17 protein-coding genes and 1 pseudogene are annotated in these 13,932 nt (G+C 73.3%); 4 read left to right on the forward strand and 14 right to left on the reverse strand.

Translation table 11 applies throughout. The features are described 5' to 3' along the window. Positions 1-286 precede the first annotated feature (286 nt). From dapF to GSF22_RS20760, 7 genes are all read right to left on the reverse strand, one after another. Entirely contained in the window at positions 287-1,138 is an 852-nt protein-coding gene (gene dapF / locus GSF22_RS20730) for a diaminopimelate epimerase (protein ID WP_208815389.1), read from the reverse strand. Between the two features lie 7 nt (positions 1,139-1,145). After that, a complete protein-coding gene (gene miaA / locus GSF22_RS20735) occupies positions 1,146-2,114 on the reverse strand; it encodes a tRNA (adenosine(37)-N6)-dimethylallyltransferase MiaA (RefSeq protein ID WP_208815390.1) in 969 nt (322 codons plus the stop codon). A 26-nt stretch (positions 2,115-2,140) separates the two neighbouring features. Next, positions 2,141-2,905 (reverse strand): class III extradiol dioxygenase subunit B-like domain-containing protein, encoded by a 765-nt coding sequence (locus GSF22_RS20740; protein WP_208815391.1) that lies wholly within the window; start codon positions 2,903-2,905, stop codon positions 2,141-2,143. A gap of 59 nt (positions 2,906-2,964) precedes the next feature. Next, entirely contained in the window at positions 2,965-3,528 is a 564-nt protein-coding gene (locus GSF22_RS36155; RefSeq protein ID WP_208815392.1) for a hypothetical protein, read from the reverse strand. 105 nt (positions 3,529-3,633) lie between these two features. Further along, positions 3,634-4,638 (reverse strand): glycine betaine ABC transporter substrate-binding protein, encoded by a 1,005-nt coding sequence (locus tag GSF22_RS20750; protein WP_208815393.1) that lies wholly within the window; start codon positions 4,636-4,638, stop codon positions 3,634-3,636. Between the two features lie 284 nt (positions 4,639-4,922). Next, positions 4,923-5,681: an ABC transporter permease gene (locus tag GSF22_RS20755; protein WP_208815394.1), complete on the reverse strand. Its 759-nt coding sequence runs from the start codon at positions 5,679-5,681 to the stop codon at positions 4,923-4,925. After that, positions 5,654-6,343 carry an ABC transporter permease gene (locus tag GSF22_RS20760; protein ID WP_208815395.1) on the reverse strand — a complete coding sequence of 230 codons (690 nt, stop codon included), beginning with the start codon at positions 6,341-6,343 and terminating at the stop codon, positions 5,654-5,656. The genes GSF22_RS20755 and GSF22_RS20760 overlap by 28 nt, the downstream gene beginning before the upstream one ends. Positions 6,344-6,447: 104 nt before the next feature. Here GSF22_RS20760 and GSF22_RS20765 point away from each other — a divergent pair, with 104 nt between their 5' ends. Further along, entirely contained in the window at positions 6,448-7,392 is a 945-nt protein-coding gene (locus GSF22_RS20765; protein ID WP_307804175.1) for an ABC transporter ATP-binding protein, read from the forward strand. A gap of 54 nt (positions 7,393-7,446) precedes the next feature. On the opposite strand, the gene GSF22_RS20770 is transcribed toward GSF22_RS20765, so the two are convergent. From GSF22_RS20770 to folP, 7 genes are all read right to left on the reverse strand, one after another. Continuing rightward, positions 7,447-7,938 carry a hypothetical protein gene (locus GSF22_RS20770; protein ID WP_208815397.1) on the reverse strand — a complete coding sequence of 164 codons (492 nt, stop codon included), beginning with the start codon at positions 7,936-7,938 and terminating at the stop codon, positions 7,447-7,449. 60 nt (positions 7,939-7,998) lie between these two features. Next, positions 7,999-8,313, reverse strand: a complete 315-nt coding sequence (locus tag GSF22_RS20775) for a hypothetical protein (RefSeq protein WP_208815398.1) — start codon at positions 8,311-8,313, stop codon at positions 7,999-8,001. Between the two features lie 113 nt (positions 8,314-8,426). Next, on the reverse strand, positions 8,427-9,716 hold the full coding sequence (locus GSF22_RS20780) for an ABC transporter permease (RefSeq protein ID WP_244367921.1): 1,290 nt from the start codon (positions 9,714-9,716) through the stop codon (positions 8,427-8,429). Positions 9,717-9,856: 140 nt separating this feature from the next. Continuing rightward, on the reverse strand, positions 9,857-10,378 hold the full coding sequence (locus GSF22_RS20785) for a DUF3180 domain-containing protein (RefSeq protein ID WP_208815399.1): 522 nt from the start codon (positions 10,376-10,378) through the stop codon (positions 9,857-9,859). After that, on the reverse strand, positions 10,375-10,902 hold the full coding sequence (gene folK / locus GSF22_RS20790; protein WP_208815400.1) for a 2-amino-4-hydroxy-6-hydroxymethyldihydropteridine diphosphokinase: 528 nt from the start codon (positions 10,900-10,902) through the stop codon (positions 10,375-10,377). Before folK ends, GSF22_RS20785 begins: the two co-directional genes overlap by 4 nt. Beyond that, the gene (folB, locus tag GSF22_RS20795) at positions 10,899-11,255 is read right to left on the reverse strand and encodes a dihydroneopterin aldolase (protein ID WP_208815405.1); all 357 of its coding nucleotides are present in this window, start codon (positions 11,253-11,255) and stop codon (positions 10,899-10,901) included. The genes folK and folB overlap by 4 nt, the downstream gene beginning before the upstream one ends. Positions 11,256-11,269: 14 nt before the next feature. Beyond that, a complete protein-coding gene (gene folP, locus GSF22_RS20800; protein WP_208815401.1) occupies positions 11,270-12,160 on the reverse strand; it encodes a dihydropteroate synthase in 891 nt (296 codons plus the stop codon). A gap of 384 nt (positions 12,161-12,544) precedes the next feature. On the opposite strand from folP, the gene GSF22_RS20805 reads away from it, so the two are divergent. The 3 genes and pseudogenes from GSF22_RS20805 to GSF22_RS20815 all read left to right on the forward strand — a co-directional run. Continuing rightward, positions 12,545-12,853 carry a hypothetical protein gene (locus GSF22_RS20805; RefSeq protein WP_208815402.1) on the forward strand — a complete coding sequence of 103 codons (309 nt, stop codon included), beginning with the start codon at positions 12,545-12,547 and terminating at the stop codon, positions 12,851-12,853. Positions 12,854-12,865: 12 nt separating this feature from the next. Next, a complete protein-coding gene (locus GSF22_RS20810; protein WP_208815403.1) occupies positions 12,866-13,228 on the forward strand; it encodes a hypothetical protein in 363 nt (120 codons plus the stop codon). A 145-nt stretch (positions 13,229-13,373) separates the two neighbouring features. Next, positions 13,374-13,932 (forward strand): annotated as a pseudogene (locus GSF22_RS20815) (hypothetical protein); the annotation flags it as partial.

Raw genomic sequence — 13,932 nt, forward strand, 5'->3', positions numbered from 1 at the left:
ATCTCCGGCAGGTCCGCCGACCCGGGTCCGGCGGACCTGCCGGAGATCGCCGCCGAGGCAGCCGCCCCGACCGGACCGCTCGCCCGCTGACGCCCCCCGAGAAGGCCCGGCACGCCCGACCGACGTCGGTCGGCACGGTGGTCCGCGCCAGCCCGCGCCGGTCGACCATGGAGTTGTGGTGCCCCGCAAAACGGTATTATCAGCATGAAAGACCCACCACAACTCGATGATCGACGCGGGTCAGGGGTGGTTGACGCGGGTCAGGGGTGCGCGGGGTCGACGCGGGTCAGGGGCGCAGGGCGGTCGGGTCGACCTCGCCGGTGGCGACCAGCACGGCCGGCCCGGCCAGCCAGCACGTCGTACCGTCCAGGGTGACCGTCAACCGGCCGCCGGGCAGCTCCACGGCAACCACCCCGCCGTCCCGTCCCGCGTCACGCAGCGCCACCGCGGCCACCGCACAGGCGCCGGTCCCGCAGGACAGGGTCTCCGCCGAGCCCCGCTCGTGCACCCGCATCGCCACCCGAAGGTCGGCGCCGGGTACCGGCTCGGCCGGCACGGTGAACTCGACGTTCACCCCGGACGGGAAGACCACCGGGTCGAACCCAGGTGCCCGGGTCAGGTCCAGCCCGGCCAACTCCAGCCCGGCGGGCAGGGCACAGACCAGATGCGGGTTGCCGCAGTCGACCACCGCACCGGGCACCGTCAACGGGCCGAGGGTCGCCGCGCTGGCGTCGTACACCCGGGGCAGGCGCATCTGAACGGCGACCGTGCCGTCCCCGACCACCGCGCGCACGACGCCGGCCCGCGTGGCGATCGGCAGGGTCGCTCCGCCGCCCGGCACCTCCGCCAGGCCGGTCGAGACCAGGTACCGGACGAACACCCGGGCGCCGTTACCGCACATCTCCGCGAACGAACCGTCGGAGTTCCAGTAGTCCATGAACCATTCGGCGTCGCCGGCCAGGTCGACCGCGTCCGGGTGCTTGGCCGCCCGGACCACCCGCAGTACGCCGTCCGCGCCGATCCCCCGCCGCCGGTCGCAGAGCGCGGCGACCAGGTCGGCGGTCAGCTCCAGCCGGCCGTCCGGGTCGGGCAGGATCACGAAGTCGTTGCCGGTGCCATGGCCCTTGGTGAACTCCACGCCCCCATCATCCCCGACCGGCGTCGACCAGGTGCACGGCGGCGTCGACCAGGTCCGGCCGGGCGGCGTCCAGCCAGCCGATCGCCGGATCACGCCGGAACCAGGACCGCTGCCGGCGGACGAACCGTCGGGTGGCGCGGACGGTGTCCGCCCGCGCCTCGTCCTCGCTGATCTCCCCGGCCAGGAACCGCAGCACCTGCTGGTACCCGAGCGCCCGGCTGGCCGTGCGCCCCTCGCGCAGGCCGTGGTCGACCAGTTGCCGGGTCTCGGCGACCAGTCCGTCGGCCCACATCCGGTCCACCCGGCGGGCGATCCGCTCGTCCAGCGTGGCGCTGTCCAGGTCGACCCCGAGCTGCACCGACGGGTAGAACGGCACCGGCTGCGGCAGCGCGGCGGTGAACGGCGCGCCGGTCAGCTCGATCACCTCCAGGGCCCGGACGATCCGCCGGCCGTTGCCGGGCAGGATGCGCGCCGCCGCCTCCGGGTCGGCAACCCGCAGCCGCTCGTACAGCGGAGCGGGCCCGACAGCCGCCAGTTCCTCCTCCAGCACGGCCCGCAGCCCCGGATCGGTGCCGGGGAACTCGAACTCCTCCAGCACGGCGCGGACGTAGAGCCCGGAGCCACCCACCAGCAGCGGTACCCGCCCCCGGGACAGGATGTCGTCGACCGCCGCGCGGGCGTGCCGCTGGTACTCGGCGACGCTCGCCGGTTCGGTCACGTCCCAGAGGTCCAGCACGTGGTGCGGTACGCCCTCCCGCTCGGTGGGGGTGAGCTTCGCGGTACCGATGTCCAGGCCCCGGTAGAGCTGCATGGAGTCGGCGTTGACCACCTCGCCGTCGAGGGCGTGCGCCAGGGCGAGGCTGAGCGCGGACTTGCCGGCCGCGGTCGGCCCCACCACCGCGACGACGGTACCCGCCCGGCCGGTGCCGCCGGGGCCGGCGATCACCGGGTCGACAGCCGGCGGACGGGCAGTCACCGGGCCGGCACCCAACGGACGGGCAGTCACCGGGCTGGCTCCCAACCGGCCACGAAGTAGGCCACCCCGTAGGGCGCGGCGTAGTAGGTCAGGTCGCCGCGCCAGGTGCCGCCGGCGGCGTGTACCGCACCGGCGAGCACCTGCCAGGCCGCCCGGCCGGCGACCTTCAGCTCGGCGGCCGGTCCCGGGTCCAGGTCGAGCAGGGCGTCGCCGTCCGCAGTGGCCAGCGCCCGGGCGACCCGGTCGTCGTACGCCTCGGCACGCGGGTCGGCGTAGCCCGGGGACTTCTCCCCCCGGCACGCCGTACCGTCCCCCATCACCAGCAGCGCCCAGGGCAGGCTGGCCCCCAGCCCCGCGCCCAGGGCGACGCACCGCTCCACCGGCTCGTCCCGGGCCACGGTGACCATGCGGCAGGCCGCCCCGGGACCGTCCGGTGCCGTACGTTCGACCAGCCAGCCGCCGACGAGCAGACTGAGCGGCAGCCTTCCGGGGGTGCCGTCCGGCGTGGCGGCCACCCCGGCCCGGTCTACCGTGTCCGGGCCGGGCTGCACCGTCACCTGTACCCCCCAGGGGGCGAAGGAGCCCCGGTACGGCGGGTCGAGGTCGGCGGTCCGGTCACCGGTACCGAGGACGACGATGTTGCGGGCGCCGGCGTCGTACAGCCGGGCGACGGCCGCGTCACAGGCGGCGCGGAGATCGTCGAGTTCCCCGGCGGCGGACCCGGCGATCCCGGGCACGATCAGGGGCGGATGGGGGCAGACGGCGGCGGCGACCAGAGGCACACCGATCACGGTAGCGGGGTGGGTACCGGCCGACGCCACGTCCCCGCCGGTCGTCCCCGCCGACGACGTCACCGGCCGACCCCCCGGGACCGTGCCGCCGCCCGCCCGACGGACCGGGAATCGACCGGTTCCGGGTCGGGCACGGTCCGCCGGGCGGAGACGTGCACCGTCTCGGTACGGCGTACCGCCGTGGGTGGTGCCGACGGACCGGCGACCCGGACAGCGGCGGACGCCGTCGGCACCGGTTCGGCGCCGGCCATGCCGACCGCGCCGGTGGAAGGCACGCCTCTGGCCGGTGGCGGTCCGGCCCGGCCGGCCGCCCGTGGTCCCGCCGGGGCCGGCAGCGCTGCGAGGCCGCTCCGGAGTTCGTGCCGCAACGCCTCGATCTCGTCGAGGAGCCGGTCCTCGATCCCCGGGTCGGGCGGCCCGCTGTCCGGGCGGAGCGCGATCGACAGGCCGATCAGCACCACCGAGGTCAGACCGAGCACCGCAGCGATCCGCAACGGCGCGTTGGTGTCCGCGACGAGCAGGATGATCGCGGCCAGCGGAGCCAGCCCGACACCCACCCAGAAGAGCGCGGTCAGCAGGGAGGGGGCGGCCTTGTCGTCGTCGGTGCTCCGCCGGACTGGCATGGAGGTGCAGCCTACCGAGAGTTCCTCCGGACCGGAATGCCGCACGGCGCCCGAATCACCACCATCGGTGGCGGGCCGGACGCCGTGGGTAGAACAGTCGTCGCGTCAGCTGGCCGCGAGCGCCCCGTCCGAGGAGAAGACCAGGCCGACACTCGCGGCCCCGGTCTTCAGGGCGTTCTTGGTCTGCGGCCCACCGGCGTCCAGCGAGCTGAACGAACCGGCCTTGAAGTCGTACACCTCGACCAGCCCGGCCTGGCACTTCGGCCGCTGCGGACACTCCGGCGGGCCGGCGAGCACGGTCGCCGCACCGGAGCACTTCTTGGCCAGGTCGGTCAGGGTGGCCACGGCGTACCGGTCGGCGAACGCCTGGGTCACCGCGAACGCGTTCTGGTTCTGGGCCGCCGAGGGGGTACCGAGGACGACGCCGTTCTTCTCGCCCAGGGTCTTCAACGCCGCCATGGTGGTCGCCAGCTCCGGGCTGGACACCGGCGTGGCGTTCGGCCCGTTGGCCTTGGTGTTGTAGTACTCGGCCAGCGTCGCCGCGTACTCCGGGATCACCTGGATCTCACCGGACTGGAGCGCCGGGGCGTACAGCTCCCGGTTCCCGATCTGCTGCACCTTGGGCTGGTAGCCGGCGGCGCTCGCCACGATCCGGTACAGCTCGGCGAGAGTCTGGCTCTCGCTGAAGTTGCCGGCGCCGATCACCAGCGCACCGCCGGGGCCCTTGGCGATGCCCGAGGTCAGGTTGTTGGCGGCGGCGAACTCCTCGGCGGCCACCTTCGGGGTCTTCCGGTCGACGTCCACCGCCTTGTTGAGCTGCACGAGCTTGGTCGTGTCGAGCGCGGCGGAGACCTTGTCGAGCGCGGCGAGCAGTTCCGGCTTGGCCGCCTTGGCGCTCACCGCCGGCAGGATGTTGTCGGTGTTCTGGAGCTTCCGGTCGTCCATCAGCACCACCAGCTTGTCCCCGGCGACCGGGGCACAACCGGCACCCGCCGCCGCGGACTGCGGTGCTTCGGTACCCGAGGAGCCGGCATCCCCGCAGCCGGCCAGCAGACCGGCTACGGTCAGGGCGCCGATCGCGCCGGCCGCCAGACGTGTACGTGCGTGCATTGTCGCCCGCCTTCCGTGTCCCGGCGCGGCCCGGGAGGGCCGGCCGCGTGTCCGACGGGCGAACCTCGGTCTTGATCGCCCGCGGCCTCCACGAAACATCCTCGCAGCCGATGGCGCCAACCCGGGGCGGCTTGTTGTCACCAGATCGTCATAATGCGTGCCACGGTCGTCACGATCGGTACCCGCCCCATTCTGTCGATCATGGACTTGTGGTGCCCTTTCCGGGGCCATTAATACCTTTTGTCACCCACCACAACTCCATGATCGGCGCCGAACTGGGCCGCTCAGGCCCCGGCGGTGGCGTCGGCGGCCCGGCGGTCGGCCCGGCGCCGGTACCGCCGCAGCGGGCGCGGGGTGACCGCCCGCTCGACCCCGGCGAGCAGCAGTTCCACCCCGATGGCCAGCAGCGCCACCAGCAGACCACCGGCGAGGATCTGGCCGGCGCCGGCGGCGATGTCCAACCCGAAGCCGGCCCGGATGATCTGGCCGAGCCCGCCGCCGTTGACGAACGAGGCGAGCGCGGCGGTCGCCACGACCTGCACGGCTGCGGTCCGGAACCCGGCGGCCAGGTACGGCACGGCGAGCGGCAACTCGACCCGACGGAGCAGTTGTCCACCCGACAGCCCCATCCCCCGGGCGGCGTCCCGTACCTCCGGATCCACCTGCCGGATCCCGGTGTACGCGTTGGCCAGCAGCGGCGGCACCGCGAAGACCGCCAACGCGATGACCACCGGTGGCCGGCCGAAGCCCAGGAAGGTCAGCGGCAGGATGGTCAGCAGGGCCAGGGTGGGGATGGCGAGCGTGACGTTGGAGATCAGGACGACCAGTCCACCGCCCCGGCCCCGGTGGCCCAGCCAGAGCCCGATCGGCCAGGCGACGAGGCAGCCCAGCAGGACGGCGGCGGCCGAGATGGTCAGGTGCTCGCCGAGCCGGTCCAGGACGCCACCGGGGTTCGTCCAGTTCAGCGGATCGTTGAGCCAGACCACGGCCTGTTCGACCGGGTTGGACCGGGCGCTCACCGGGCGCCCCGGCGGGCCAGCCACGGGGTCAGCAACCGGCCCGTCCCGGCCAGCAGGAGATCGAGTACGAGCGCCAGCCCGACACAGAGCAGGGTGCCGGTGAGGATCTCCGCCTTGTAGAAGTTGTTCTGGAAGCCGGCGAAGATGAGCTGGCCGAGCCCGCCGTGGCCGACCAGCACCCCGACCGTCACCAGCGCCACGGTGGACACGGTGGCGAGTCGGATGCCGGTGAGGATGCCGGGCAGGGCGAGCGGCAGTTCGATCCGCAGGAGCCGACCGAACCGGCTGTAGCCCATCCCCTCGGCCGCCTCACGTACCTCCGGTGGCACCTGGTGGAAACCGGCGAGTGCGTTCCGGACGATCAGCAGCAGGGCGTAGAGCACCAGCGCGATCAGTACCGTGGTCGTACCGACCCCGACGTACGGTGCGATGAAGGCGAACAGCGCCAGGGACGGAATCGTGTACAGCACCCCGGAGAGTGCGAGAATCGGCCCGGTGAGCGACCGGAACCAGTACGCCGCGACGGCGAGCGGCACCGCGACCAGCGCGGCGATCAGCACCGCCCGGCCGGTCAGGGCGGCGTGCTCCCGGAGCGCGGCCAGGATGGTGTCGGAATTGTCCCGCACGTACTGCCAGGAGAACCACGGGTTCGCCGGATCTTCCCGGTAGCCGAGGCGGAAGGACATACGTGGACGTTACCCCGGAGAGCAACCCGGGTGCCGCCGGTGGCGGTGCGGCACCGGCCGCCCGACCCGCCCCGGCCCCGGGCGATGGCCCCGGCGCCTCGGCGATCACCCTGGACCACATCCGGAAGCAGTACCCGGACGGCACCGTCGCGGTGCAGGATCTCAGCCTGGAGATCGGCGCGGGCGAACTGGTCGTGCTGATCGGGCCGTCGGGCTGCGGCAAGTCGACCGTGCTCCGCATGATCAACCGGTTGATCGAGCCCACCGGGGGCCGGATCCGGTTGGGCGACGAGGACGTCACCCGGGTCGATCCGGTCCGGTTGCGGCGCCGGATCGGGTACGTGATCCAGAACGTCGGCCTCTTCCCGCACCAGACGGTACGCGCCAACGTCGGCACCGTACCGAAGCTACTGGGCTGGCCGAAGCAGCGGATCGCGGCGCGCGCGGACGAGCTGCTGGACCTGGTCGGTCTGGATCCGGCGCAGTTCGGGCGCCGCTACCCGCACGAACTCTCCGGCGGGCAGCGGCAACGGGTCGGGGTGGCCCGGGCGCTGGCCGCCGACCCGGTGGTGCTGCTGATGGACGAACCGTTCTCGGCGGTGGACCCGATCGCCCGGGGCCGGCTGCAGGAGGAGTTCCTGCGGCTCCAGGCCGAGGTACGCAAGACCATCGTCCTGGTCACCCACGACCTGGACGAGGCGGTCCGGCTCGGGGACCGGATCGCGGTGCTCTCCCAGGGGGGTCGATTGGAGCAGTACGACACCCCGGCTGCCCTGCTCGGCGCCCCGGCCACCCCGTTCGTCCGGGAGTTCGTCGGCGCCGACCGGGGGATCCGGCGACTCGCGGTCACCCCGATCGCCCGTACCGCCGTGACCCCGCTGAGCAGCACGGACGGCCTACCCACGGTCGATCTCGGCGCCTCGGCGTACGACGCGCTCGCGGTGATGCTGACCGCCGGGGTGGACCGGGCGGTGGTCACCGAGGACGGCCGGCCGGTGGGGGTGCTGGACCGGCACCGGCTGCTCGCCGACGGCGACCCGGCGGCCTGAGCCGGCCCGGTCCACCGGCAGCCGGGCGACCCGTCGACCTGCGCCGGCCCGGGCTCAGCGGCGGCCCCGCCAGCCACCCAGGGTGGCGATGCCGATGATCCAGCCCACGAAGAGGCCGTACGTCGCCCCGGAACCGGCGGCCTGGAACGCACCGAGCAGCGACGGGTTCGTCCGGAACAGGGTGGTCAGCAGGGCGGCGAACGCCCCGGCGAAGACGTACGACGCCCAGCCGGCGAAGAACTGGCTGAGTGTCCCCCGGGCCCGGGCGAGCTGGGAACCGGGCAGCAGGAACAGGAAGAGCGCGGTCAGTACGACCACCAGGATCGCCCGCAGGTCGGACGCGAAGACGTCCTGCACGGAGTCGTCGGAGTCGAACCGCCAGGCGGGCCAGGTCAGCAGGCGGAGGAACCAACCACCGGCCGTGTCCGGATTCGTGTTGGCCGCCGCCCAGTCGGCGTACCACGGGCTGCCGAAGACGAGGACCAGGACGAGCGCGGCGATCGTACCCGTACCGGTGGCGGATCTGTATCGGTTGGTGAGAGCCATGCGGCGCTCACTTCCCAACCGTCTCCCGCCGGCAAACCTGCCGGTGCGGTATGCGCTTTTTTACCGGTGGTGCGCCATCAGATAGTCGATGAACGCGGCCCGCAGCAACGGTGCCGACTCCTCGTACCCGTGGCCGGTGAACTCACGCCACAGGGCCACCGCCTCGTCGATGGTCGGACCGACCGAGTTGGGCGAGCCGTCCAGCGACGCGGCCTCGTCGGCGTCCGGCAGGTGCCGCAGCACGTCCCAGAAGAACCCGACGTCACGCCGCTCCCGGGCCAGGGCGAACGCCCGCTCACGCAACTCCTCGGTGGGGAGCGCGTCCAGTTCGGCGAAGGTGCGGCCGCCCGCGCCCGGACGTGGTGTTTCGGTCATGGGCCGAGCCTAACCGGAGAGATCGGTACGGGCGCGCCGGGCGGCTGTGCGTCCACCGGTACGACACTCGGGCGGCTGCGCGTCCACCGGCACCGGACGTCGTCCCGGCGTCGTCACCGGTCCGGGCCGTCCCACCGGCCGGGCTCGGGATCCCAGCGCTCGATGCCCCACGGGTCGGGCCGGCGCTCCGCCGGCTGTTCCGGCAGGACCGGGGTCCAGGTGGCGGCGGGGGCAGCCGGGGGCAGGCTCCAGCCGGTACTCGCCCGTCCGTCGGTCCACCGGGCGGTCCGCTCACCGGCCGACCGGGGCCGACCGAACGACTCGACCAGCCGGGTAACCAGCAGGCCGACCGCGAGCGCGACGCCGGCCAGCGCGTACCGGCTGACCTCCCAGTTCCGCTCGACCGCGTACCGGGCCGCGAGGGTGACCAGGACGACGGCCAGCAGGGTACCGGTCACCCCGCCGCGACGACCGAAGGCGCTGGTTCCGCCGAGCAGCGAGGCACCGAACGCCAGCAGGGTCAGGTCGAAGCCCGGTGCGGGTACCACCGGCCCCGAGCCGTTCGCGGCCAACAGCATCCCGCCGAACATCGCGAAGACGGTGGAGACCACCAGGGCGAGCGTGGTCAGGACCGCCGCGACCAGGCCGCGCCGCCACGCCGGGTCGCCGACCGGACGGTACCGGCCGACCGACCGGCGGACCGCCTTGATCGTGCCGAAGTAACCACCGAGTACCGCCAGCGCGGCGAACCCGGCGACCAGGTAGAACGCGCTGGCAGCCGGTTCGTAGTCGCTCTGCAGCAGCACCGGCTCGGGCCGGCGTTCGATGTAGACCACGACCCCGGCGGCGGCGGCGAGACTGGCCGCCCAGGCCGGCACCTGGAGGCCGACCACCACCACCGCGAGGGCCAGGCCACCGACCGCGGCCACCAGGGAGGACCAGCCGACCACCTCCGACAGACCCCGGTCGGCCTGCTCGGCGAAGTGCAGGGCGGAGGCGACCGCGACCGGGCCGACGGCCAGGTTGGGTGCAGCCGTCCGCAGGCTGAGGCCGGCGGCGAGGGTGAGCAGCCCGAGGGCCACCACCGCGACCAGCAGGGTCCGCAGTCCCAGCCCTTCGAACAGGGCCGGCCGCTCCCGGTACAGCCCGACGGCCAGGACGGCGGTGACGGTCAGGAGCAGGACCTCCCAGACCAGGTGCACCGCCATCCGGTCCCGGCCGGGTTCACCGTGTGCCGGGTCGTCGAAGACGTCATCGAGTACGGCGGCGGGCACCAGCCCCTGCTCGGGTACCGCTGCCGTGGTCCGCTGGTCCCGCCCCTCCGTGGCCGTGTGCCGCCCGGTCTGCCGACCGGACTCCGCCGGTGTACCGCGACGTCGGCGCTCCGCTTCGTCGTACCCCATGACGCGCGCCTTTCGATGGTCGTCCAGCGGCCGACGGGTCCGAGCGGCGGACAACCACGCATCGGACCCGGTCGCTGGCACCGTACCCGCGTCCCGGCGCGCCCGTCACCCCTCGTGATCAAACCGTTGGCAGCCGGCGGTCACGCGGTGCGGTCGCGATCCTCCCGGTCCTCGTCGGGTCGCTTCGGCACCCGGCAGGAGCGCTCCAACCAGAGCGCCGCCGCGACCAGCGCGAGCGAGGCGAGCAGGCCGGCACCCGCTGCCGGCAGGTCGTCCGAGGCGGCCCGGGTGCGTTCGATGAACAGCCACGCGGTCACCCCGGCGTAGAAACCGGCGAAGATCGCGCCGGCCAGGGAGGACGCCTTGGCCAGCACGACGAACCGGGCGACGACCAGCGGGTCGACCGGGTCACGACCGGGCTTGCGCTCGATCCGCGCCCGGGTGGTGACCGCCGCGTACGCCTCCAGCACGGCGAGGCCCGCCACCGTCACCGGGGGCAGCCACGGCAGGGGTGGAATGTCCCGATAGAAGCTGCTGATCAGCAGCCAGGCGAGCGCCGCCGCCGCGAGCGCCGCCACGACCAGCGTGGCCGGCCGGGTCGGGCCCATGCTGGGCCGCTGCGGCGCCGGCCCACGTGGCGGACGGGACTCCGGTCGGGTCATGCATCCGACTCTAACGTCAGATCGGGACACGGACGGAGATCCAGGGCGTCGGCGGCCACCGGGTCGGCGTTGAGCAGGTCGGTCAGCCAACCGTGGCCGGGCAACTGCCCGTACGGCTGGATGTCGATCCACGGTCGCAGCACGAACGCCCGCAGGTGGGCCCGGGGGTGCGGCAGGGTGAGTTCCGGATCGTCGTGCAGCACCGGCTCACCGTCGTCGGTCCAGACCGCGATCACGTCCACGTCCAGGGTGCGCGGGCCGAACCGGCGCTCCGGGTCACGGGTCCGGCCGGCCGCCGCCTCCGCCGCCCGGGCCCGGTCCAGCCAGTCCCGGGGGCCGGCTGTCGGATCCCCGACCAGGAGCGCCGCGTTGAGGTACGGCGGCTGGTCGGTGTCCCCCCACGGTGGCGTCTCGTACACCCCGGAGGCCACCAGGATGCTGTCCCGGAGCGCGTCGGCGGCGGACCGGAGGTGTCCGATCCGGTCACCGAGGTTGCTGCCGATCGCGAGCACGGCCCGGGTCACGACCGTCCCTCCCGGGTCCGGCTCATGGTGACCGCCACGTTGCCGAAGTCGTGCGGGATGGGGGCCTGGGGTTTGTGCACGGTCACCGTGGCGCGGTCCACCCGTTGGTCGGCGAGACAGACCGTGAGCAGCCGGTCGGCGAGCGTCTCGATCAGGTTGACCGGCTCACCGGTCAGTACGGCCACCAGTCGACCGGCGAGTTCGCCGTAGTGGACCGTGTCGGCGACGTCGTCCGAGCGGGCCGCCGGGCCGAGGTCGAGTTCCAGGACGACGTCGACGACGAAGTCCTGGCCCTGGGCCCGCTCGAAGTCGTACACCCCGTGCCGGCCGTGCGCCCGCAGGCCGGTCAACATGATCCGGTCGGTGGTCAACGGGTCCCTCCGCTCTTCTTCTCTCCGTCGTCCGCCACCGGGTGCGACGGGGCCAGCCGGGGACGCCCGCTGGCCTGCCAGACGGCGAGCGCGTCCACGGTGGCCCGGACGTCGTGCACCCGTACCCCCCAGGCTCCGGCGGCGACGGCGAGCACGCTGGTCGCGACGGTCGCCGCCTCCCGCCCGTCGGGGGGCCGTGGGGTGCCGTCCGGGTCGGCGAGCAGCCGGCCGAGGTACGACTTCCGGCTCGCCCCGAACAGCAGCGGAAAGCCGAGTGCCAGCAGCTCCGGCAGCCGGGCGGTGAGCTGCCAGTTGTCGTCGGCGTGCTTGGCGAACCCGAGCCCCGGATCGATGACGATCCGGTCCGCGGCCACCCCCCCGGCCAGCGCGGCGTCGACGCGCTGACCGAGTTCGGCGCGGACGTCGGCGACCACGTCCCGGTAGTCGGCCAGTTCCTGCATCCGGCGGGAGTGCCCCCGCCAGTGCATGAGCACCCACGGGCAGCCGGCGTCGGCCACCACCCGGGCCATGTCCGGGTCGGCCAGCCCGCCGGAGACGTCGTTGACCACGGCCACCCCGGCGGCCAGTGCCGCCTCCGCCACGCTGGCCCGGGTGGTGTCGATGCTCATCGGCACCCCGGCGTCGGCGAGTGCCCTTATCACCGGCAGTACCCGTGCCGCCTCGGTCGCGGCGTCGACCCGGTCGGCACCCGGACGGGTGGACTCGCCACCGACGTCCACCAGGTGCGCCCCGGCCCGGTGCAGGGCGACACCGTGCGCCACCGCAGCGTCCAGGTCGGCGTACCGGCCGCCGTCGGAGAACGAGTCGGGCGTGACGTTGAGGACGCCCATCACGACCGGGAAGTCCGCCCGCACCAGATCAGTCACCGCTAGACGGTACCCAGCCCACCGGGCGGCCGGTCCGGACGGTCCGGCAACTGCCACTGATCAGTTCCAGCCAGTACCGTCCGGCGCCGCCACACCCCTGACGTGCTGATTAGCACAGGTGTACGATCGGTCTTTCGCGCCGGATCGGGCACGCTCGTCGCGGCTTGTTCCAAACAGGGGCGGCCCGTACGCTTTGGAATTGCCCAGCAGAGAGACGGCGAAGCTTGGAAGGAGGGCCAAAGCGGGAAGAATCCCCCAAAAATCGTCACCTCCGGTGACGCGAACGGAACTCGCCGTCAACGATGTGGCGACTTCCGGATCCCGCCAGGCTCACCAGACTGCACTGCCGCGGCCCCGCCAGCCGCGCCTTGGGGAGGTAATCCAGTGATCGCCATAGAGCTCGTGGAGACGGTGCGGGCAACCGTCGCCAGCACGCTGCACGCGCTGGCACCGCTCGCCGAGCCGGCGCCGAAGGGCATCGACACCGAGGGTGTCGTCACGTTCTTCGCCAGCAAGATCGCGCCCATCCTGCTCGCCGTGCTCGGCGTCATCTTCATCGGCCGGGCCAGCCGCGGCGAGATCTCCAAGGTGCTGACCAGCTCCGCCATCGCGATCGTCGGACTGGCCTTCATCGCCGGCGCGGCGACACTGTTCTTCATCGGTGACTACCTGATCGACCTGATCTTCGAATAGGCCGGGCACGAGATGCGGCTACGCACCGATGACGACATCTACCGGGCACGCCTGGTCTACCTCGGGCCGCCCGGGTACACGCTGCCCGTCCATCTCCCGTACGCCCAGTACGGCCTGTTCATGCTGCTGGTCCCGCTCTACATGTTCATCCACTGGCTGTTCACCCTCAACGTCGAGCTCTTCCCGGCGTGGGAGATCGCCCTCGCGATCGTGACCACGTCGTTCGTGTTCCGGCACGTCGACCCGGACCGGCCGGCCCGGGTGGTCATCCGGACCGCTCTCACCGACTGGCGGCGGACCCGCGAGCCCGCCGTCGAGCAGCGCGACCCACGGCTGATCGCCACCCGGATCCGGGTCCGGGAGGAATTGGTATGACCACGACGACGGCCAACCCGACGGCACCGGCCGCCGGGACCGGACCGGTACGGCACCGACGGTGGCACCCAGCGGAATCCAGGCGGGAGTCGAGCATGTGGCGTTGTCCCGGGGAAACCCCCTCTAGGCCCGGCGAGGCGATGGCATGACCCACTCCCCACCGCCGGGTTCGTACCCGGCCGGACGTCCGGCTGACCACCGTGGTAACGGTACGCATTCGCGTGACTACAAAGACATCGAGGGTGACGAGGAGAACGCGCTGGTCACCAGCCCGGTACACGGCCGGGTGGGGGTGTTCCAGGCACCACAACCGTTACGCGGGCGTACCCCGGCCACCGGTGGCACCGCGCAGCCGGCCAGCCGGAGCGGCCCGCCTGACCACCCCGACATCGACTCGCCCTTCCTCGACCTCTTCTCCGGTGCCCGCCCGCGTGGCTCGGCACCGACCCGGGCCCCGGCTCCCCTGCCGGCCGGTCCGACCGGTCGGCAGGCGGCGGCCCCACCGACCGGGGCCGTCCCGGTGCACCGTGAGGACCGCCACCCAGCCGTCCCGGTACACCGCGAGGACCGCCACCCCACCGTCCCGCACCAGCACCGGGGCGACGCCGCGCACCCGACGGCACCGGAGCGCACCCCGGTCACCCGGTCCCGACCGCCGGTGACCGGCCGGACCCCCCACCCGGCACCGGCGACCGAGCCGGCAC

The organism is Micromonospora echinofusca (assembly GCF_017614955.1).
GTDB lineage: Bacteria > Actinomycetota > Actinomycetes > Mycobacteriales > Micromonosporaceae > Micromonospora > Micromonospora echinofusca_A.

Excerpts from the sequence above, each read along its gene's own strand:
- GSF22_RS36155 (WP_208815392.1), bottom strand. The coding sequence starts at position 3,528 with ATGCCAGTCCGGCGGAGCACCGACGACGACAAGGCCGCCCCCTCCCTG.
- GSF22_RS20750 (WP_208815393.1), bottom strand. The coding sequence starts at position 4,638 with ATGCACGCACGTACACGTCTGGCGGCCGGCGCGATCGGCGCCCTGACC.
- GSF22_RS20760 (WP_208815395.1), bottom strand. The coding sequence starts at position 6,343 with ATGTCCTTCCGCCTCGGCTACCGGGAAGATCCGGCGAACCCGTGGTTC.
- GSF22_RS20770 (WP_208815397.1), bottom strand. The coding sequence starts at position 7,938 with ATGGCTCTCACCAACCGATACAGATCCGCCACCGGTACGGGTACGATC.
- GSF22_RS20775 (WP_208815398.1), bottom strand. The coding sequence starts at position 8,313 with ATGACCGAAACACCACGTCCGGGCGCGGGCGGCCGCACCTTCGCCGAA.
- GSF22_RS20780 (WP_244367921.1), bottom strand. The coding sequence starts at position 9,716 with ATGGGGTACGACGAAGCGGAGCGCCGACGTCGCGGTACACCGGCGGAG.
- GSF22_RS20785 (WP_208815399.1), bottom strand. The coding sequence starts at position 10,378 with ATGACCCGACCGGAGTCCCGTCCGCCACGTGGGCCGGCGCCGCAGCGG.
- folB (WP_208815405.1), bottom strand. The coding sequence starts at position 11,255 with ATGTTGACCGGCCTGCGGGCGCACGGCCGGCACGGGGTGTACGACTTC.
- GSF22_RS20810 (WP_208815403.1), top strand. The coding sequence starts at position 12,866 with ATGCGGCTACGCACCGATGACGACATCTACCGGGCACGCCTGGTCTAC.